This window comes from Kitasatospora sp. NPDC091335, from assembly GCF_044757205.1.
GTDB lineage: Bacteria > Actinomycetota > Actinomycetes > Streptomycetales > Streptomycetaceae > Kitasatospora.
The window spans coordinates 286,235-304,779 of sequence record NZ_JBIVUM010000004.1; the positions used below are offsets into that span (position 1 = coordinate 286,235).

The following is an 18,545-nucleotide window of genomic DNA, read 5'->3' on the forward strand; positions in this document are numbered from 1 at the left end:
TGTCCTCGTCCGGTGTCCCGGCCCGGTGTCCGGGCCTGGTGCCCCCGTCCGGCGTCCGCGCGCCGGGCGGGGGCACGCCCATGTCACGTTTTCCGGTGGCTGCCCGGTCCATCTGTCGGGTGCGGTCGCCGACGTCCGCGCCGCCGCCCGCCGAGAGAGGGGAACGACCATGGAGACCCTGACCGTTCGACGCGTCATCGCCGCACCGATCGAGGACGTGTTCGACTGGTGTGCCACCACCACCAACCACACCCGCTCCCCGCTCATCCTCCGGGCCCGGCTGGCCCGGCCGGGAGCCGACGCCCCGTACGGCGTGGGGGCGGTGCGGCTGCACACCTGGGCGATCGGCTGGTTCCGCGAGCGGGTCACCACGTACGACCGGCCGTACGGCTTCGACTACACGGTCGAGCGCAGCGTGCCGCCGTCCCGGCACGAACTCGGCCGGATGACCTTCACCGAGGTCGCCGGCGGGACGGAGGTCGTGTGGACGACCACCTTCCAGGTCCGCCTGCCCTTCGGCGCGGCCCTCACCCGGGCGGTGGCGAAGCCCGTCATCGCCCACACCTTCGGCCGGATCCTCGCCGCCGCCGACGCCGCGCTCACCGCGGGGCGAGCGGGCGGGGGTCGGCAGTAGGTTGTGATGATGACTGACTCCCTGCCGCCCGGCGGCGTTGTGTTCGACGCGGACGAACTGGATGCCCGGTGGGCGGACGCGTGGCGGCCGGAACAGGTCGCGGAGCGGTTGGACGGGCTCGGCACACCGTGGTGCGTCGCGGCGGGCTGGGCACTGGACCTGTTCCGCGGTGGGCAGTCGCGGCCGCACGGGGATCTGGAGATCGCGGTGCCGGCGGCGGGATTCCCGGAGGTCCGGGAGCGCTTCCCCGAGTACGTGTTCGACGCGGTGGGCTCGGGACGGGTCTGGCCGGCGGGGGGAGCCGAGGCGCTGGCGGCCACGCACCAGACCTGGCTGCGGGATCCGGCGAGCGGCCGGTTCCTGTTCGACGTCTTCCGTGAGCCGCACGACGGCGGGACCTGGATCTGCCGGCGGGACGAGGGGCTGCGGATGCCCTACGACACGGTCACCGAGCGGACGGCCGACGGGATTCCGTACCTGGTACCGGAGTTGGTGCTGCTGTTCAAGGCGAAGGCGGCGCGGCCGAAGGACCAGGCGGACTTCGACGGGGTGCTGCCGCTGCTGAGCCGGGCGCGGCGGGACGCGCTCGGCGGGTGGCTGCGGCGGGTGCACCCCGGTCATCCGTGGCTGGCGGAGCTGGGGGACCTGGCGGGGTAGCCCGGGGGCCGGGGTGCCGCGTCAGCGCAGCCCGGCAGGGCAGGGGAGGAGCGGCCAGGTGGGAGGTGAGCGGTGCACGTGCGGAAATTTCCGTCCGGATCCGGCTGGAAATGAGAGGCGGCCCCTCGCGCGGGTGAGCGCGAGGGGCCGGGCGGCCGGGCCGGGCGTGCGCCGGAAGTCGGACCGGCCGACTCCGGCGTCATGCCTCCCGGTGGCGGGAGGCCCATTCCTGCGGGCCACCTGCTTGCCCAGGTCGGTCATGGCGCGGACCCAGGGGTTGTCCGAGGCCTCGGCCGGCAACCCCTTGCCGGCGAGGAAGTCCGCGAACTCCTCGCGTTCCTCGTCCACGTCGTAGACGGCCAGCGTTTGGAGTCGGAACGCCGTTCGCTTGAACGTCTCGAAGAGCCGGCCGAAGTGCTCACCTTTGAGCATGGACGTCTTCCTCCAGGGGCGGCGTGGTGATTGTGACCTGTCTTGATGCTCCCGATCACCGGGGAACACGGTCAAGGACGCCATCTTTCGAGAACAGGAAAGCTGTTCGAATCCGCTCCCGCCCGGCGTGAACGTCGGGCGGGAGCGGGGGAGTTCAGGGGCTGGTGGTGATGGTGATCAGGTGGCTGGTCCAGTCGGTCATGTCGCCGACGTAGAGGGTGACGCTCCAGCTGTCGTTGCGGGAGAGGCAGTTGGTGACGCCCTCGCCGCCGCCGGGGCCGATGCAGAGCCGGATGAAGTCCCGGTGGGCCTCGCGGATGGGGAGGTCGCGGACGCGCTCCCAGAGGACGGGGAGGGCGTGGTCGAGGCTGGGGAAGTCGGTGGGGCACATGATGCCGGCGATTCCGGCCCGGACGACGCTCACGCGGCGGCCGCCTCGGGGGAGATGTGGCACCAGACGAACTTCCCGACGCCACCCTCGCGCGGGCAGCAGCCCCACTGGGTGGCCAACTCCCTGACGAGCAGCAGGCCTCGGCCGCTCTCGGCGGTGGTGGAGGCGGGGCGGTACGAGGGCTCCTCGCCGTCGGCGTCGTGCACCTCGATGCGGAGCGTGTCGTCCGGGGAGAGCTGGAAGCGGACGAGGATGAGGAGGTTGTGCGGGGCGCGGCAGTGCCGGACGGCGTTGGTGACCAGCTCGCTGACCAGCAACTCGCCGGTGAAGACGAGGAGTTCGCCGGAGGGGTGGGGGAGGAGGAACTTGTGGAGCGCCCAGCGGGCGGCCCGGGGGGAGGAGCGGTGCCGGGGGAGCCAGCAGCTCCGCTCGATGGGGGCGGGTGAGGGGGAGAGGTCTTCAGGCATGGCAGGGCCACCTATGGGGTGTGCAGGTGAAAGCGGCTGAAGAGGGCATGGGGATGCCCGGTGAGTAGCCCACTGCGATCACGATGTGTCGATCAACAAGCTACGGTGAGTAGCATGCTCCTGGGGGCTTCCAAAGTGCAAGTCCCCACTTTGGAAGTGATCAAAGATTGTTGCGGCGGGCCTGGGGCGGCAGACTGACTGCGCACAGAAGCGGGGAGGTCACGCGTGCCGGTGAACAGGAATCCGACCGTCCGACAGCGGCGGCTCGCTCGAACTCTCAAAGAGATGCGGCTTGCTGCGGGAATGACGATTGCCCAATCGGCCAGACAGCTCGTCTGCGCCGAGAGCAAGATCAGTCGGATCGAGGCAGCGCAGTCCGGAATCAGGCTCGTCGATCTTCGGCTGCTGCTCGACCTCTATGGAGTGGTGGATCAGGCGACGCGCGGTCAGCTGGAGGACCTGTCTCGGGATGGACGTCTGCGTGGCTGGTGGGACAGGTATTCCGACACCCTGTCGCCGCTGTATGCCGACTACATCTCATTGGAGGCCGATGCCTCCGACGCCTACAGCGTGGAGACCTTCCTGATCCCGGGCCTCCTGCAAACGGAGGACTACACCAGGGCCGTCGTGCGGGCGCAGATAGAGGATGCCGACGATGGACAGGTGGAGAGGCTGACCAAGGTCAGGTTGGAGCGGAGGTCGGTGCTGGCTCGCGAGTCTCCGCTGCGGCTGTGGGTCGTGCTCTCAGAGTCCGCGTTGAAGCACCAGGTCGGTGGGCGGGCGGTGATGCGGGAGCAACTCGACTATGTGGTCACCATGGCGGACCGCTCGAACATCAACATTCAAGTGCTGCCGGAGGAATCGGATGTTCATGCCGCGCTCTTCGGGCCACTGGTGATCCTCAGCTTCCCTGAGAGCACTGAGACGGACGTCGTGTACGTGGACAGCCTCCTCAGCACCCTCTACATCGAGGAGCCGGGCGAGGTCTTCAAGTACTCCAACCTGTTCCGCCGGGCGTTGGCCGAGTCTCTGCCGCGCAAGGAATCGATCGCGCTCATCAAGCGCATTGCGAAAGGAAGGTACAGCGATGAGTAGCACCCCGCAGGGTGCGGCCGCTGTCGACCTCATCTGGCGAAAGTCATCGTTCTCAGGGGCTCAGAGCAACTGTATTGAGATCGCGGCTGGTGTCACCGAGGTTGTGCCGGTGCGTGACTCGAAGGATCCGAACGGGCCGGCGCTGCTCTTCCCGGCCGAGGCCTGGGCCTCGTTCCTCTCCGGGGTCAAGTCCGGCGACTTTCCGACCGGCTGAAACATCAGCGGTGCCCCGCACGGGCTGTGGCCGTGCGGGGCACCGCTGATGTCGTATCTGCTGGCTTAGAAGTCGTCGTCGAAGGCGACCGAGCCCTCGACGGCCACCTGGTACGCCGACACGCGACGCTCGAAGAAGTTGGTCAGCTCCTGCACGTTCTGGAGCTCCATGAAGCCGAACGGGTTGGTCGAGCCGTACCGGATCGGCAGGCCCAGCCGCGCCAGGCGCTGGTCGGCCACGGCCTCCAGGTACTCGCGCATCGAGTCGGTGTTCATGCCGGCCAGACCGTCGCCGCACAGGTCCTGGGCGAACTGGAGCTCGGCCTCGACGGCCTCCTCCAGCATCTCCGTCACCTGCTTCGCCATCTCGTCGTCGAAGAGGTCGGGCTCCTCCTCGCGCACGGTGTCGACCACCGACATGGCGAAGTCCATGTGCATGGACTCGTCGCGGAACACCCAGTTCGTCCCCGTCGCGAGACCGTGCAGCAGACCGCGCGACCGGAACCAGTACACGTACGCGAACGCGCCGTAGAAGAACAGGCCCTCGACGCACGCCGCGAAGCAGATCAGGTTGAGCAGGAACGCCCGGCGATCTTCCTTCGTCTGCAACGAGTCGATGTGGTCGACCGCGTTCATGTACTTGAAGCAGAACTGCGCCTTCTGGCGGATGGAGGGGATGTTCTCCACCGCCGCGAAGGCCGCGTTGCGGTCCTCCGGGTCGGGCAGGTAGGTGTCCAGCAGCGTCAGGTAGAACTGGACGTGCACGGCCTCCTCGAACAGCTGACGCGACAGGTACAGCCGCGCCTCCGGGGAGTTGATGTGCTTGTAGAGGCTCAGCACCACGTTGTTGGAGACGATCGAGTCACCCGTCGCGAAGAACGCGACCAGTCGCCCGATGAGGTGGCGCTCGCCCTCGCTGAGCTTCGCCAGGTCGGCGACGTCGGAGTGCAGGTCCACCTCCTCGACGGTCCAGGTGTTCTTGATGGCGTCCCGGTACCGGTCGTAGAACGACGGGTAGCGCATCGGGCGCAGGGTCAGCTCGAAGCCGGGGTCGAGCAGCATCTTCTGGCGGTCGTCGGACATTACTGGCAGGCCTCGCAGGACTCGGGGTTCTCCAGGGAGCAGGCGATGGCGGCTTCCTGCTCCGGGGTGAGGGTCGGACTGTTCACGGGCACCGGCGCGGGCGCGGGCGCGGCGGCACGTGCGGTGCCGGACGCGGCCTGGGCGATGCGGGTGGCCGGGCGCGAACGCAGGTAGTAGGTGGTCTTGAGACCGACCTTCCACGCGTAGGCGTACATCGAGCTGAGCTTGCCGATGGTCGGCGCCGCCATGAACAGGTTCAGGGACTGGCTCTGGTCCAGGTACGGCATGCGGGCCGCGGCCAGGTCGATCAGCGCGCGCTGCGGCAGCTCCCAGGCCGTGCGGTACAGCGAGCGCACCTCGGCGGGCAGCCAGTTCAGCTCCTGCACCGAGCCGTTGGCGTCGCGCAGCGCGTCGCGGGTCTGCTGGTCCCAGACGCCGAGGTCCTTGAGCTCGCGCACCAGGTACGGGTTGACCTGGAGGAATTCGCCGGACAGCGTCTCGCGCTTGAACAGGTTGGACACCTGCGGCTCGATGCACTCGTACACGCCGGCGATGGACGCGATGGTCGCGGTCGGCGCGATCGCGAGCAGCAGCGAGTTGCGCAGGCCGGTCTCGGCGATCCGGGCGCGCAGCGCGGTCCAGCGGTCGGCCCACTGCGGGGCGGCCGTCGGGAAGTGGTCGATGTGCAGCTCGCCGCGGGCCGCGCGGGTCTCGCCGTACGCCTCGTGGCGGCCGAGCTGCTCGGCCAGGTCGGCGGAGCGCTCGTACGCGGTGAGCATGATGCGCTCGGCGATCAGCGTCGAAAGGGCCTTCGCCTCGGCCGAGTCGAAGTCGATCCGCAGCTTGAAGAAGACGTCCTGGAGGCCCATCACGCCGAGGCCGACCGGCCGCCAGCGGGAGTTGGAGGTGCCGGCCTCGGTGGTCGGGTAGAAGTTGATGTCCACCACGCGGTCGAGGAAGGTGACGGCGGTGCGCACGGTGGCGTCCAGCCGCTCCCAGTCCATCGCGCCGGCGAGGTCGCCGGCGGAGGCCCCGGCGGCCACGTGGGCGCCCAGGTTGACCGAGCCCAGGTTGCAGACGGCGGTCTCGGAGTCGTCCGTGACCTCCAGGATCTCCGTGCACAGGTTGGAGGAGTGCACGGTGCGGCCCGGCAGCGCGGTCTGGTTGGCGGCGCGGTTGGAGGCGTCCTTGAAGGTCATCCAGCCGTTGCCGGTCTGCGCCAGGGTGCGCATCATGCGGGCGTACAGGGTCTGCGCCGGGATGGTGCGGACGGCCTTGCCGGCCTGCTCGGCCTTGAGGTACGCCTCGTCGAAGTCGGCGCCCCACAGGTCGACCAGCTCCGGCACGTCGGCCGGGGAGAACAGCGACCAGTCCTGGTTGGCGTTGACCCGGCGCATGAACTCGTCCGGGATCCAGTGCGCCAGGTTGAGGTTGTGGGTGCGGCGGGCCTCTTCGCCGGTGTTGTCGCGGAGCTCCAGGAACTCCTCGATGTCGGCGTGCCAGGTCTCCAGGTAGACGCAGGCCGCGCCCTTGCGGCGGCCGCCCTGGTTGACGGCGGCGACCGAGGAGTCGAGGGTGCGCAGGAACGGCACGATGCCGTTGGACTTGCCGTTGGTGCCGCGGATCAGGCTGCCGCGCGAGCGGATGCGCGAGTAGGACAGGCCGATGCCGCCGGCGTGCTTGGACAGCCGGGCGATCTGCGCGTAGCGGTTGTAGATCGAGTCCAGGTTGTCCAGCGGCGAGTCGAGCAGGTAGCAGCTCGACATCTGCGGGTGCCGGGTGCCGGAGTTGAAGAGCGTCGGCGAGGAGGTCAGGTACTCCAGGCGGCTCATCAGGCCGTACAGCTCGGCCACCTCGCGCACCGACTGCTCGCTGTCGCCGACCGCCAGGCCGCACGCGACGCGGAGCAGGAAGTGCTGCGGGGTCTCGATCACCTTGCGGGTGATCGGGTGGCGCAGCAGGTAGCGGGACTGCACGGTGCGCAGGCCGAAGTACTCGAAGCGGTCGTCGCCCTCGGGGTCGATCAGCGCGTCCAGCGCGGCGGCGTGCTTGGCGACGAAGTCGGCGGTGGCGTCGCCGATCAGGCCCTCGTCGTGGCCGACGGTGATCGAGGCGGAGAAGGACACCGAGCCCTGGCTGTTCGCCTCGTCGACGATCTCCAGCGCGAGCAGCCGGGCGGCCAGCTTCGAGTACTGGGGGTCCTCGGCGATCATCGACGCGGCGGCGTCCACGGCCAGCCCGCGCAGTTCGGCGAAGTCCGAGCCGGCGTGGCGGCCGCGCAGCGCGGCGGCGGCGACATGGCCGGGGTCCACCTCGGTGAGGTCGACGCTGCGGTCGGTGAGCAGCCGCAGCAGGGCGCCGCCGGGGTCGGAGACCGTCGGGTCGGTGAAAACGGTACCGGTGCCCTGGGCGGGCAGGGTGGCTGAGGCTGCGGTGGTCAAGGCGCTCTCTCCTGGCGGCGATCGGCGGCTGTGATCGGGGGGCCACCGGGCCGATGGGGGCAGGGGAGCACGGCACGAACGCACACGGCGTCGCGCGACGGTTACTCCCCGGCCCGCCCGCGAGGCCCGGAGGGGTACTGCTCGTGCTGGCGCGGCCTCTGCGGGAGGGCCGTGGCGCACACTGTCCGGCAGGTAATCGGACTCGCGGGCACGGCTGCTGGAGCCGCCCGCTCACCGCTGCGGGGCAGTCCCGGATTCGCACCGGGTTCCCCTGCGTCGACAGCAGAAGCGAGCATACATGTTGTGCCGCCGGACTGCGGTGGCACCATATGTTGTGGCTGTCGTGTCGCGGGTGTGGCTGAGCGGGGTGGCCCGTCAGTGCTTCAGATAGACCTTGTACGTGCTCGAATCACCGGTCGGTGAGGTGAATTGGGCGACCAGCCGGTAGTGTCCGGCGGCGGTCAGGGCGTCGCTCAGGGCCCGGTCGGTGGCCTTCGGCGCGGTGCTGTCGAGGACGACCACGGTGAACCAGCCGTCCCGGATCGCGGCCACGCTGCCGGCGTCGCCGTGGTGCTGCACCCCGGCGCCGTCGCGGTAGTTCGTGCCGGCCCGCGCGGAGACCCACTGCTCGGGTCGGGAGACGCCGCCCAGGTAGTACTCGGCGAGTCCGTCGACCTCGGTGAGGTAGCGGCCCTGGGGCTCCGCGTGGACCCGCAGGACGGCCAGCAGGCGGCCGGAGTCGGGCCCGTTCTGGTAGCGCAGGGCGGACTGCTCCAGGCCGAGGGCGAGCAGCGCGACCCAGACCAGGATGCCCAGCTGGGGGTGGCGGAAGTGGGCGCCGACCAGCCGGGTCAGGCCGACCCCGGCGAGCGGGGCGGCGAGCAGCATGCCGTAGCCGAGGTGGCGGAACAGCGCGCCGGAGGTGCCGGTCCACAGGTGGGCGGCGGGGACCAGCAGGGTGGTGACGGTCAGGACGGCCCCGAGCAGGGCGCGCCGGCCCCGGGTGGTGGGGACGGCGTCCTTCTCCGGCGCGTCGTGCTCGTTGATCTGCTCGTGGCGCGCGTAGGCGATGGTGCCGGCCACCGCGAGGACGGTGAACAGGCCGGCCCACTGGAGCGTGCCGAGCAGGATCGAGCCGGCTGAGCCGGGGGCGTTGCCGCGCGAGGGCGACCACCCCGCGACCCTGCCGAGGGTGCCGTACGGGAGCAGCAGCAGGAGGGTGCCGGCGCCCGTCAGCAGCGCGCGCAGGGCTGCTGGTCCCGGCCGCTGGTACGGCCGGGCGCAGGCGAACGCGAGGGCGACCAGGGCGGGGACGGCGAAGGCCGCGGAGTAGGCGACGGCGCAGGCCAGCGCCGTGGGTGGGGCGGCGAGCAGGGCCAGGGCCGGATGCCGTCGGGCGGTGAACACGGTGGTCCAGGCCGCGACGGCGACCAGCAGGACGGCGAGCGACTCGGGCGCGGCGTAGAAGCCGACCACGACGGTGGACTGGAGGACGGCGTAGACGGCGATGGCGCAGATGGCGACCCGCTCGTTGAACAGCCGCCGGGTCAGCGAGTACAGCAGGACGGTGGTGACCAGCGCGAAGCCGAGGCTGAGCAGCCGGGTGCCCCAGATGCCACCGGCGTTCGCGGCGGCGCCGGCCAGCGGCGGGTAGAGCCAGGGCGAGCCGTGCACCCGGTCGACCAGGTCGGTGGTGACCGGGGTGCCGTGCAGCAGGTGGGCCAGCTGCCGGCGGCCGGAGACCATGGCGGCGGCCTCGTCGGGGTGGGCGGCGGCCAGCAGGCGCAGCGAGAGCGCGGCCTGGACGGTGAGGACGGCGCCCAGCAGGCCGCGGGCGATCCAGCGGCGGCGCGGGCTGGGGCCCGGGTCCCAGCTGATCGCGGGGACCTGCGGGATGGTGTACGGGGCCAGTTCTATGTTGTCGGGGTTGTCCACCGCCACGGCCGTGCGGGGCCCGGCGGTGTCCGGTCCCGGCTCGGCGGTGTCCGGTCCTGGTTCGGCGGGTTCGGGCTCGGCGGCCCGGCGGCGGGCCGCGCGGCCGTGCGGGACGGAGGGGAACTCGGACTCAGTGCTCATCTGGGGTTCCGGATGTCGAAGCCGTAACGGGGGTCGGACACGCGCTGCTTGAACGCGGCGAGGGTGTCCGGGACGGCCTCGACCCGCCAGTCCGCCCGCTTGACGATGTTGAACCAGACGAAGCCGACGACGTCGTCGTGCGCCTCCAGGCCGGAGAACAGCTGGTCGACGTCCGCGCGTTGGCGCTTGCCCTGCTCGGAGGCGGTCTCGCTGATGAAGAAGGGCTTCTTGGAGAAGCCGCGGATCTCGGCCATGGTCGGCCCGTACAGCGCCTCGAAGGTCTTCGGCCCGGTGCGGGTGAAGTAGCCGGTCATGCCCGCCCAGTCGACGTAGGTGTCGCCGGGGTAGTACGGCGCCAGGCGGGTGTTGGGCGCGGGGTCGGTGATGTTGGGGCTCCAGACCCAGATCACGTTGGTGGCGCCGGCCTGGTCGAAGATGTCGTGGACGTGGCGCCAGGCGGCCACGAAGTCCTCGGGGGTGGCGGCCTGACGGCCCCACGGGTACCAGTCGCCGTTCATCTCGTGGGCGATGCTGATGGCGATCGGCAGGTTGAACCTGGCGACGGACTTGGCGACGCCGCGCACGTAGTCGTCGGTGTCGCCGGCCGCGATCGAGGCGAGCGAGCGGTCGTGCGGTTCCCAGGCCATGAAGGGCAGTGCCCCGGCCTCGTGGATCCGGCGTGCGCCGGCGGTGTCGAAGCCGCCCTTCCAGTGGGCGTAGAACTCCAGGACGTTGGGCTGCTTGCCGATCGCGGCGCTGTAGCCGGGCAGCGCGTCCATCGTGGCGGGGACGTCGGGCAGGGCGGCGCCGAGGTACTTGTGGTCGGGCTTGAGCAGCGGCGTGACGTCGTACGGGACGCCGGCCGGCAGGGCCCTGGGCGTCCCGGCAGGCGCGCTCGGCGCGGCGCCCGGGGCCGTGCCGGGGGCCGTCGCGGGGGCGGCGCCGGGAGTGGCCGCGGCGGCGGGCCGGTCGAGGCCCTCCTGCATGGCGAAGCCGGGGTCCTCGGGGCCGCACCCGGTGGCGAGCAGCAGGCCGGCGGCGGTCAGCAGCAGGAGCGCCGGCCGGCGACGGAGCCGGCCGGCCCGTCGGAGGTGGGCGGGCATGGCGATCACACTGCTTCCGTGGGGCGCGGCTGGACGAGGACCCGGCCGACGATGGTGGCGTAGAAGAGGCCGGAGGCGAGGACGAGGGCGAAGTTGAGCGGGCCCATGGTGAGCATCCGCCAGATGCTCAGCAGCACCCAGAGCAGGGCCGTGCCGCCGCCCCAGACGATGACGCCGGTCCAGAACCGGCGGGTCTTGTTCTTCTTGGCGCCGGTGGAGCCGGTCGGCTGCCAGGCCATCCGGTTGCGGCGCAGGATGTCCCAGATGGCGAAGACGTGCGCCCAGCCGTACATCATGCGGGCGGCCCAGGCCTCCAGCCGGTAGGGATTGCGGTGCCAGAGCGGGAAGATGACCGTCGCGTAGATCAGCCCCGGCAGCACCAGCGCGGTGTTCTCCCAGCGGATCAGGTCGGGGCGGGCGAGCAGCAGGACGATCGGGATGAGCGGCGAGACGAGGGTGAACAGCGCCGTGTGGATGTAGTAGAAGAAGCCGGACAGGTAGCAGGCGCGGGTGACCGGCCGCAGCTTCGTCTGCCAGAACTTCTTGCTGGCGAGCAGGCTCATCGAGCCGGTGCACCAGCGGTACTGCTGGTTGAAGAAGCCGCCGACGTTGTCCGGGCAGACGCCGGTCGCCAGCGCCACGGGTATGTACTGGAGGTCCCAGCCGAGGCGGCGCAGGTCGAAGCCGGTGTGCACGTCCTCGGAGTGGCCGATCAGCGTGGTGCCGCCGTTCTCCTCCAGCGCCGCGCGCCGGTACACCGCGCAGCTGCCGACGCAGATGGCGCCGTCGCTGCGCTGCCGGGAGACCTGGACGGTCCGGTAGAACAGCTCCTGGACGGCTCCGGCGCCGCGTTCGATCCAGTTCTGCGAGTCCAGGATGCGGAAGAACTGCGGGGACTGGACGATGCCGAGGCGCGGGTCGGTCTCCAGGTAGGGGAGCGTCTCGTTCAGCAGGTCCGGCCGGGGCGCGAAGTCGGCGTCCAGGATGAGGATGTAGTCGCCGTCGGAGTTGCGGAAGCCGAACTGGAGGTTGCCGGCCTTCTTGAACCAGCCGAGCTTGTCGCGGGTGCCGTACACGAACCCGAAGTCGACGGCCATCTGCGCGAGCTGCGGGCTGTTGCTGTCGTCGAGGACGTACGGGGTGACGTCGCCCGGGTACTGGTCGCGCAGCCGGGCGACGTGGGTCCAGGTGTTGTGCAGCACCTCGATGGGTTCGCCGGCGACCGGCAGGAAGACGTCGACGGTCGGATAGAGCTCGGGCTGCCAGGACTTGACCAGGGCTCGGTGGGCGGAGAGGTCGAAGGTCTCGTTGAAGCCGTGCACCCAGCGGGAGATCAGGTAGTAGACGACGGTGAAGGCGAGCGGCGGTATGAAGAACAGGAACCACGGCGTCGCGCTCAGCAGGCCGATCTCGCTGGCCACCATGCAGGCGAAGCTGATGAGGGAGAAGCAGGTCAGCACCCACAGGTTGGTGCGGGCGTAGAGGTACTTCTCGGTGTTGTCCGGCGGTTGGGGGAGCAGGCCCCAGCGGTTGCGGGCGGCCGGATCGCGCCGGTTCCGGCGTCGTGAGGCGGGCGGCTGACCGCTTCCCGCGCGTCGCGCGCTCTCGGTGACCGTCACGTGCTCTACTCCCCCGGAACCGTATCGAGTCTGAACCGTCCCCGTGCGGCGGCCGTTGTCGGCCGGGCGAGAGGGGGGACGGCAGGATCGTACGGGACCGGTCGCTCCCCGTTCGCTTCCCCCTCTTACGTGGGCTGTCCGGAACCGATATCGAGTTCCGATCGTGATGTGAACGAGCGTGAGGTGAACGGCAGTGCGGCCGGGGCGCTTGTGTACGGTTGTCCGCTCGACGGGCGAGGACGGTTCGGGGAAGAGTGATGATCATCGAGGAGGGCACGGCCGGGCGCCTGGCGCGGAGCCTGCGGGCGGTCGCCGCGTTCGGCGCGGTCGCCGTACTGCTGGCCGGGTGCAGCGGCGAGGTCGGGGCGGTGGAACCGCCGGCCGCCACGGCGGCGGTGACGCCGGGCCCCGGCATCTGCTCGACCGCCCAGGAGCCGTTCCCCAAGCTGGCGATGGACGGCGGCACCAAGATCCTCGAACCGAACCCGTGGAACACCGCGGGCACGGTCTGCGTGGACCCGGTCGGGGACACCGGGTTCACGGTCTCCCGGATCGACGGCTTCGTCCCGAAGAACCCGCTCGCCCCGGGCGCCTACCCCAACGTCTCCACCGCCCCGGGCGCCGGCGGACTGCCGGTGCCGGTCAGCGCGCTCGGCGACGCCACCGCCGACTGGGACGCCAACGGCCGGGTGAGCGGCTCCTTCAACCTCTCCTTCGACCTCTGGTACGGCTCCAGCCCGGCCAACTGCCTGCCGGGGGAGAGCGCCGAGGTGATGATCTGGCTGGACGCCACCGACAACGTGCGGCCGGCCGGTGAGAAGGTGGCGGACGCCCAGCCGTTCGGGGACGCGACGTACCACGTCTACCAGGCGCCGGTCACCGGCCCGCACAGCGTGATCAGCTACGTGCGCACGTCGCCCACCCACACCACCCGCGGCCTCAACCTGCGGCTGTTCACCGCCGACGCGATGGCCCGCGGGTACGTCCCCAAGGACTCCTACCTGTGCCGGGTGCAGGCGGGCTTCGAGGTCTGGAGCGGCGGGACCGGCCTGCGCAGCGACTCCTTCGCCTTCCACAACCGGGTCGGCCTGCCGGCCGGCGAGGTCCCGGCGGGCGCGCCCGGGATCTGCCTGCGGCACGGCGGCGGCGGGCTCGCCGGCACGCCGGTGACCGTCGGGTCCTGCGGCGACCAGGCCGTCTCGACCGGCTGGACGGTGGGCAACGACGGTTCGCTGCGCGGGGGAGCGGCCTGCCTGGCGGCGGGCGCCGACCGCTCCTCGGTGACGCTGGCCGAGTGCACCGCGGGCCCGGCGCAGCGCTGGGTCACCGCCCCCGGGCAGCGGCTGAGGAACCAGGGCACCGGGCTGTGCCTGGGCACCGCGGGCGGCGCGCTCGCGGACGGTACGGCGGTGCTCCTGAGGCCGTGCGCGGACACCGTCTCGCAGCGCTGGAAGCTGCCGTACAACGGGGTGGCGTGAGCGGGGCCCGGTGAGCCGGCGTCGGGTGCCGCGGAAGGCGGCCGCACTGACGATTCGTCCGCGCACCCCCCATGGGCGTGTCGGGGCGGATGCCCTAGCATTCGGGCCATGAGCGATCGACCGGTACCGAGTGGCGAGCCGGGTCAGCCGTCCACGCCACCGCAGCAGGCACCGGCCGGGGGGGCCGCTCCGGCCACCGGTGTGCCACCGCAGTCCCCGAGCGGAGCCTTCGGCCCCGCGTCCGGCTACGGGCCGCCGCCGCCCGCTGCTCCCTCGCAGCCCCAGCAGATGACGCCGTATCCGGTCCCGCAGCCGGTGCCGCCGGTGCCCCAGCCGGGCGGCGGATCCGCCCCGGTGGTGCCCGGGCCGGTGCAGCCGGGGCCGGTGGCGCCGCAGCAGGCGCAGCCGCCCGGCGTGCCGCTGCCCGGACAGCCGCCGGTGCCGCAGCCCCTCGGCGGGCAGCCCTTCGGCGGGCAGCCCTTCCCGCCCGCCCCGCAGCCGCCGGGCCCGCAGGGGCAGGCCCCGCAGCCCGTGGTGCACTGGCAGCAGCAGGGCGGCTTCCAGCCGTCGGCCCCCGCGTCCGGCGGGCCGGCCTCCTCGTCCGCGACGCCGAACTGGGAGGCGCTGGCCGAGCGGAACGAGCAGGCGGCCAAGCGCGGCCGCCGGCTCAAGCTGGTCGGCGGGCTGACCGCCGTGGCGGTGCTGGCCGCCGCCGGTGGCGGCGGGTACTGGTACTACCAGCACGACAAGGACAAGAAGCCGCCGGTCCACGCCACCGGCACGCCCAGCCCGAAGGCCTCCAGCCCGTCGGGTCCGTCCAGTCCGTCCAGTCCGTCAGGTCCGTCGAGTCCGGCGGGCGCGCCGGCCGGCAAGGGCATCGACAGCCCGCCGACCGTCGGCTCGCTGCCCGCGAAGAAGGGCCCGTCGGCGCTGAACCTGGGCGCCGACGCCAAGCAGGGGACGATGGCCGGCTTCTCCGGACAGGTCCTCAAACTGCCCAGCGGCCCGGACTCCTTCGCCTCGACGTCCGCGTCGGTCGTCGACGTGAGCAAGAGCTTCACCGTCTCCGCGCGGGTGCTGGTCGACGTGCCCAACGGCAACCGCAGCGCGATCAGCCAGGGCGACGGCCAGTACTACGCGTACTCGCTGGGCCGGGCCTCCAACAACGGGCACGACCAGTGGTACTTCAAGGTCCAGGTGCCGGGCGGCGGTTCGGCGATCGCCTGGTCCAAGGGCGACGCGACGCCCAACCAGTGGGTGCTGCTGACCGGGGTGTACGACGACCCGTCGGGCCAGCTCACCCTGTACGTCAACGGCGCTCCGCAGTCCTCGGCCAAGTCGGCCGGGGTGCAGCCGAGCGGCACCAACTCGCTGCAGGTGGGGCGGCTGAGCTCCAACTCGCAGTGGGCCGACCCCTGGCACGGCGCGGTGGCCGACATCCAGGTGTGGGACCAGGTGCTGCCCGAGGCCGACATCGTCAAGATCGTGGCCGGCCCGAGCTCGCCGCCGTCCGTCGCGCCGGTCGGTGCCTGGCTCGGCGGCTGACCCCGCCGGGCGGTGCCGCGGTCCGGTGAAGCCGGTCCGCGGAGCCCGCCGCAGGGCCGACCGGCCCTCGTGAACCTCCGGCCGCCGCCCCCGGCAGTGTGGGGCGGCGGCCGATGCGCGCCCCGGGGCGTGCGCCCCCGTCGGGGCGCGTCCGGATGCGAAGTCCCAGATGAGGAGCAGTACTGATGAGCGCGGACGGCCGCTGGATCCGGCCCGAGTCCACCCGCAAGCCCGTCCTCGGTGGGGCCGGGCCGGCCGGGACGGCCCTCGGCGAGCGTGCCCGCACGGCCGCCGGGCCCGCCCCGGCCGACCGGCGCCGCCGCAGGCCGGGCCCGCCCCCGGTGCCGCACCCGGCCCGGCCGGTCCTGCGGGCGGACTGGCTGCCGCTGCTGGCCGTGCTGCTGGTGCAGGCGGCGCTCTCGTACCACCTGATCCTCAGCAACACCGCCTTCATCGACGAGGGCACCTACATCTACGCCGGCTACCAGGAGGTCGCGCACCTGCGGCACGGCACCCCGGTGTCGACGTACGAGACGTTCTTCTCCGGCTCCCCGCTGATCTACCCGGTGGTGGTGGCCGTCGCCGACTTCCTCGGCGGGCTGAACGGCGCCCGGCTGCTGAGCCTGGCGTTCATGCTCTCCGCCACCGTGGCCGTCCACCTGGCCACCCGGCGGCTGTACGGCTCGCTCGCGGCGTTCTGCGCGGCGGCGGCCTTCGCCTCGCTCGGCCCGACCCAGTTCCTCGGCGGCCTGGCCACCTACGACGCGATGGCGCTGGCGGTCCTCGCCTGGGCCGGGTACTTCGCGGTGCGGCTGACCACCGGCGGCGGGTACCCGAGCCTGGTCGCCTCCGGGCTGCTGCTGGCGCTGGCCGGCGCCACCAAGTACGCGGCGCTGCTGTGGGTGCCGGTGGTGGCGGGCATCGCGGTGCTGGCCGGGCCGCGCGGCTCGCTGCGCGCCCGGGAGGCCTGGCGGCGCGGGCTGCTGCTCCTGCTCACCTTCGTGGTGGCGGTCGGCGCGGTGGCGCTGGCGGCCGGCGAGAAGTACGTCAACGGCTTCAACCACACCACGCTCAAGCGCGCCCCCGGCCACGACTCGTACTCCTACGTGGCCTCGGAGGCCGCCCGCTGGGTCGGTCCGCTGCTGGTGGTGGCACTGGCCGGGGTGCTGGTGCAGCTGGTGCGGGCGCGGCGGCGCGGCGGCGCGGCCTGGCCCGAGTTCTGGCTCGCCACCCTGCTGCTGCTGGCCGGGCTGATGGCGCCGGTGAACCAGATCCGCATCCACACCTGGCTGTCGCTGCAGAAGCACGTCGACTTCGGCGCCTGGTTCTCCTGCATCGTGGTGGGCCTGGTCCTGGCCCGTACGGTGCTGTGGCTGAAGGGCCGGCTGCACCTGGTGGCCGGGGTCGCGGCCGCCACCCTGGTGGTCGGCCCGCTGGCCTGGGTGGGCGCGGCCCAGGGCCGGGAGATGAACGGCGAGTGGTCGAACTCGACGGAGTTCGTCGCCGCGCTGGAGCCGTACATCGTCAAGGGCGAGGACCGCTACCTGGTCGAGAACTACAACGTCCCCGCGTACTACCTGCGCAAGCAGACGAACTGGCAGCAGTGGCACGACCTGGTGGCCGTCTTCCGGCGGGACCCGGACACCGGTCAGATGCAGAACGGCGTGCCCGCGATCCAGGCCGGGATCCAGGCCCACGAGTGGAAGGTCGTGGTCCTGGACTTCACCCAGACCGCGGCCGTCGACAAGGCGATCCAGCCCACCCTGAAGGCCGCCGGGTACCGGGTGGTCACCGTGGTGACGAGCGGGAAGCACGGCCGGTACACCGTCTACGTGGCACCCGGGTACGACAAGAAGCAGTGAGGCGCGGCGGGAGGCGGTGACGGGCGCCCGCGGCCCGCTCAGAACGCCATGGTGTAGACCATCAGGTCCAGCCCCGGGTACGGCGACCAGTCGCGCCCGGGGGTGCGCAGGAAGCCGACCCGCTCGTAGATCCGGTGGGCGGTGGTCATCTCGGGGCGGGTGGAGAAGGCCATGCCGGCCAGGCCGAGTTCGCGGCTGCGGGTGACGGTGGCGCGCACCAGCGCCTCGCCGACACCGCGGCCGCGGGAGGCGGCGGCGGTGGAGAGCATCCGTATCTCGCCCTCCCGCGGGGAGGCGATGTCCGCCCACTCGGTGCCGCCGACGGCGAAGGTCACGCAGCCGAGGACGCCGGCACCGGCCGGGTCGACGGCCACCAGGAGGTCGGCCTCGCGGGCCCGTCGTGCGGCGTCGCGCAGCAGCTCGACGTAGTCGCTGGTGGGCTGGGTGAAGCCGTCGCCGACGAAGGCCTCGACGGTGATCCGGCCGGCGTCGTCGAGGTCCTCGGGGAGGGCCTGGCGGATGAGGAAGTCCATCGGGCCAGTGTGCCGGAACCCCGTGCGGCGCGGACCTCCGGGGTCGGGCGGCCCGGGGCGGCGGAGCGGTCACCGGCCACCGGCCCGTCAGTCCTCCCTGGTCGCCAGGTGCTCGACCCCGTTCCAGCCGTCCGGCCGCAGCCGTCCCTCCTGGGCCCGCCAGAGGCTGGTGGAGCAGTTGTGCACCGGCCCGAGCGCGGTGAGCTGCTCCTCGGTGAGCCGGTCCAGCGCGTAGCGGAGCATCAGCACCGTGCAGTCGTGCGCGACCAGCAGGACGGGCCGTCCGGCCTCCTCCTCGCACAGGTCCCGCAGCACGCTGCGCACCCGCAGCGCGACGTCGGCCCAGGACTCGCCGCCCGGCGGGCGGTAGTACAGCTCGCCCATCTTGCGCCGGCGGGCCGCCTCCTCCGGGTGCTTGGCCTCGATCGCGGCCTTCGGCAGCATCTCCAGGACGCCGAGTTCGCGGTCGCGCAGCCGCTCGTCGTAGCGGACCGCGAGGGTGACGGGAACGGCGCCGAGCCCGGCGGCCTGGGCGAGCGCGATCCTGGTGGTCTCGGCGGTGCGCGCGTACGGCGAGCACCAGACGCTGCGCGGGCGGTCGGCGCTGGGCAGTCCGGCCCACCAGTGGCCGAGCGCCTGGGCCTGCTGCCGGCCGTGCAGCGACAGCGGGATGTCGGCGTCGCGGCAGCTGATCGGGACGCTGAGCGCACCGGTGGCGTCGGCCAGCTGGAACTCGACGTTGGCGGTGGACTCGCCGTGCCGGGTGGCGATCAGCACGGACGGCAGCCGGCCGGCCGCCACCGGGCGGTGGGCGGTGGCGTGGAGGTGCGGGTTCTGGGGGGTGACGTGCTGCTGGTGCTGGCTCTGGGTGGACTGGTGCTGGCCGTTGAGGGTGGTGCCGAGTTCTGCCATGGCC

The 18,545-nt window shown here is 72.1% G+C and carries 17 protein-coding genes and 1 riboswitch; of the genes, 7 read left to right on the forward strand and 10 right to left on the reverse strand.

All coding sequences use genetic code 11. From position 1 onward, the window contains the following. The first annotated feature begins 169 nt into the window (after positions 1-169). Positions 170-634 carry an SRPBCC family protein gene (locus tag ACIQOW_RS12735; RefSeq protein WP_401083413.1) on the forward strand — a complete coding sequence of 155 codons (465 nt, stop codon included), beginning with the start codon at positions 170-172 and terminating at the stop codon, positions 632-634. A 9-nt stretch (positions 635-643) separates the two neighbouring features. Beyond that, positions 644-1,291, forward strand: coding sequence for a nucleotidyltransferase domain-containing protein (locus ACIQOW_RS12740; RefSeq protein WP_401083415.1), 648 nt, complete (start codon positions 644-646; stop codon positions 1,289-1,291). A gap of 21 nt (positions 1,292-1,312) precedes the next feature. Here the strand turns inward: ACIQOW_RS12740 and ACIQOW_RS12745 are convergent, their stop codons facing one another. From ACIQOW_RS12745 to ACIQOW_RS12755, 3 genes are all read right to left on the reverse strand, one after another. Then, positions 1,313-1,723: a DUF6879 family protein gene (locus tag ACIQOW_RS12745; RefSeq protein ID WP_401083416.1), complete on the reverse strand. Its 411-nt coding sequence runs from the start codon at positions 1,721-1,723 to the stop codon at positions 1,313-1,315. 154 nt (positions 1,724-1,877) lie between these two features. Further along, complete coding sequence (locus tag ACIQOW_RS12750) at positions 1,878-2,147, reverse strand: hypothetical protein (RefSeq protein WP_401083418.1); 270 nt, start codon at positions 2,145-2,147, stop codon at positions 1,878-1,880. After that, a complete protein-coding gene (locus tag ACIQOW_RS12755) occupies positions 2,144-2,581 on the reverse strand; it encodes an ATP-binding protein (RefSeq protein WP_401083420.1) in 438 nt (145 codons plus the stop codon). Before ACIQOW_RS12755 ends, ACIQOW_RS12750 begins: the two co-directional genes overlap by 4 nt. Before the next feature lie 225 nt (positions 2,582-2,806). Between ACIQOW_RS12755 and ACIQOW_RS12760 the strand changes: the two genes are divergently transcribed. Together ACIQOW_RS12760 and ACIQOW_RS12765 are read left to right on the forward strand one after the other, a co-directional pair. Continuing rightward, a complete protein-coding gene (locus ACIQOW_RS12760) occupies positions 2,807-3,676 on the forward strand; it encodes a helix-turn-helix domain-containing protein (RefSeq protein ID WP_401083422.1) in 870 nt (289 codons plus the stop codon). Next, positions 3,669-3,890 carry a DUF397 domain-containing protein gene (locus ACIQOW_RS12765; RefSeq protein ID WP_401083424.1) on the forward strand — a complete coding sequence of 74 codons (222 nt, stop codon included), beginning with the start codon at positions 3,669-3,671 and terminating at the stop codon, positions 3,888-3,890. Before ACIQOW_RS12760 ends, ACIQOW_RS12765 begins: the two co-directional genes overlap by 8 nt. Positions 3,891-3,955: 65 nt before the next feature. On the opposite strand, the gene ACIQOW_RS12770 is transcribed toward ACIQOW_RS12765, so the two are convergent. The 5 genes from ACIQOW_RS12770 to ACIQOW_RS12790 all read right to left on the reverse strand — a co-directional run bounded on the left by ACIQOW_RS12770 (position 3,956) and on the right by ACIQOW_RS12790 (position 12,016). After that, on the reverse strand, positions 3,956-4,972 hold the full coding sequence (locus tag ACIQOW_RS12770; RefSeq protein WP_188299268.1) for a ribonucleotide-diphosphate reductase subunit beta: 1,017 nt from the start codon (positions 4,970-4,972) through the stop codon (positions 3,956-3,958). Beyond that, complete coding sequence (locus ACIQOW_RS12775; RefSeq protein ID WP_401083744.1) at positions 4,972-7,389, reverse strand: ribonucleoside-diphosphate reductase subunit alpha; 2,418 nt, start codon at positions 7,387-7,389, stop codon at positions 4,972-4,974. Before ACIQOW_RS12775 ends, ACIQOW_RS12770 begins: the two co-directional genes overlap by 1 nt. A 193-nt stretch (positions 7,390-7,582) precedes the next feature. After that, a riboswitch (cobalamin riboswitch) is annotated at positions 7,583-7,742 on the reverse strand. A 46-nt stretch (positions 7,743-7,788) separates the two neighbouring features. Further along, a complete protein-coding gene (locus tag ACIQOW_RS12780) occupies positions 7,789-9,489 on the reverse strand; it encodes a glycosyltransferase family 39 protein (RefSeq protein WP_401083426.1) in 1,701 nt (566 codons plus the stop codon). Then, positions 9,486-10,592 carry a glycoside hydrolase family 26 protein gene (locus ACIQOW_RS12785; protein ID WP_401083428.1) on the reverse strand — a complete coding sequence of 369 codons (1,107 nt, stop codon included), beginning with the start codon at positions 10,590-10,592 and terminating at the stop codon, positions 9,486-9,488. The genes ACIQOW_RS12780 and ACIQOW_RS12785 overlap by 4 nt, the downstream gene beginning before the upstream one ends. Positions 10,593-10,597: 5 nt before the next feature. Next, complete coding sequence (locus ACIQOW_RS12790; protein WP_401083746.1) at positions 10,598-12,016, reverse strand: glycosyltransferase family 2 protein; 1,419 nt, start codon at positions 12,014-12,016, stop codon at positions 10,598-10,600. Between the two features lie 452 nt (positions 12,017-12,468). On the opposite strand from ACIQOW_RS12790, the gene ACIQOW_RS12795 reads away from it, so the two are divergent. The 3 genes from ACIQOW_RS12795 (at position 12,469) to ACIQOW_RS12805 (ending at position 17,096) form a co-directional block, all read left to right on the forward strand. After that, on the forward strand, positions 12,469-13,689 hold the full coding sequence (locus tag ACIQOW_RS12795; protein ID WP_401083430.1) for a ricin-type beta-trefoil lectin domain protein: 1,221 nt from the start codon (positions 12,469-12,471) through the stop codon (positions 13,687-13,689). Between the two features lie 108 nt (positions 13,690-13,797). After that, entirely contained in the window at positions 13,798-15,234 is a 1,437-nt protein-coding gene (locus tag ACIQOW_RS12800) for a LamG-like jellyroll fold domain-containing protein (RefSeq protein WP_401083432.1), read from the forward strand. A gap of 185 nt (positions 15,235-15,419) precedes the next feature. Beyond that, a complete protein-coding gene (locus tag ACIQOW_RS12805; RefSeq protein ID WP_401083434.1) occupies positions 15,420-17,096 on the forward strand; it encodes an ArnT family glycosyltransferase in 1,677 nt (558 codons plus the stop codon). 38 nt (positions 17,097-17,134) lie between these two features. On the opposite strand, the gene ACIQOW_RS12810 is transcribed toward ACIQOW_RS12805, so the two are convergent. Next, positions 17,135-17,629, reverse strand: coding sequence for a GNAT family N-acetyltransferase (locus tag ACIQOW_RS12810; RefSeq protein WP_401083436.1), 495 nt, complete (start codon positions 17,627-17,629; stop codon positions 17,135-17,137). Between the two features lie 87 nt (positions 17,630-17,716). Next, positions 17,717-18,541, reverse strand: a complete 825-nt coding sequence (locus ACIQOW_RS12815; RefSeq protein ID WP_188300093.1) for a histidine phosphatase family protein — start codon at positions 18,539-18,541, stop codon at positions 17,717-17,719. Positions 18,542-18,545: the final 4 nt, after the last annotated feature.

What these genes read in the sequence shown, in the direction of transcription:
- ACIQOW_RS12735 (WP_401083413.1), top strand. Translation starts at nt 170, where the DNA reads ATGGAGACCCTGACCGTTCGACGCGTCATCGCCGCACCGATCGAGGAC.
- ACIQOW_RS12740 (WP_401083415.1), top strand. Translation starts at nt 644, where the DNA reads ATGACTGACTCCCTGCCGCCCGGCGGCGTTGTGTTCGACGCGGACGAA.
- ACIQOW_RS12745 (WP_401083416.1), bottom strand. Translation starts at nt 1,723, where the DNA reads ATGCTCAAAGGTGAGCACTTCGGCCGGCTCTTCGAGACGTTCAAGCGA.
- ACIQOW_RS12755 (WP_401083420.1), bottom strand. Translation starts at nt 2,581, where the DNA reads ATGCCTGAAGACCTCTCCCCCTCACCCGCCCCCATCGAGCGGAGCTGC.
- ACIQOW_RS12765 (WP_401083424.1), top strand. Translation starts at nt 3,669, where the DNA reads ATGAGTAGCACCCCGCAGGGTGCGGCCGCTGTCGACCTCATCTGGCGA.
- ACIQOW_RS12770 (WP_188299268.1), bottom strand. Translation starts at nt 4,972, where the DNA reads ATGTCCGACGACCGCCAGAAGATGCTGCTCGACCCCGGCTTCGAGCTG.
- ACIQOW_RS12780 (WP_401083426.1), bottom strand. Translation starts at nt 9,489, where the DNA reads ATGAGCACTGAGTCCGAGTTCCCCTCCGTCCCGCACGGCCGCGCGGCC.
- ACIQOW_RS12785 (WP_401083428.1), bottom strand. Translation starts at nt 10,592, where the DNA reads ATGCCCGCCCACCTCCGACGGGCCGGCCGGCTCCGTCGCCGGCCGGCG.
- ACIQOW_RS12790 (WP_401083746.1), bottom strand. Translation starts at nt 12,016, where the DNA reads ATGGTGGCCAGCGAGATCGGCCTGCTGAGCGCGACGCCGTGGTTCCTG.
- ACIQOW_RS12795 (WP_401083430.1), top strand. Translation starts at nt 12,469, where the DNA reads ATGATCATCGAGGAGGGCACGGCCGGGCGCCTGGCGCGGAGCCTGCGG.
- ACIQOW_RS12800 (WP_401083432.1), top strand. Translation starts at nt 13,798, where the DNA reads ATGAGCGATCGACCGGTACCGAGTGGCGAGCCGGGTCAGCCGTCCACG.
- ACIQOW_RS12805 (WP_401083434.1), top strand. Translation starts at nt 15,420, where the DNA reads ATGAGCGCGGACGGCCGCTGGATCCGGCCCGAGTCCACCCGCAAGCCC.
- ACIQOW_RS12810 (WP_401083436.1), bottom strand. Translation starts at nt 17,629, where the DNA reads ATGGACTTCCTCATCCGCCAGGCCCTCCCCGAGGACCTCGACGACGCC.
- ACIQOW_RS12815 (WP_188300093.1), bottom strand. Translation starts at nt 18,541, where the DNA reads ATGGCAGAACTCGGCACCACCCTCAACGGCCAGCACCAGTCCACCCAG.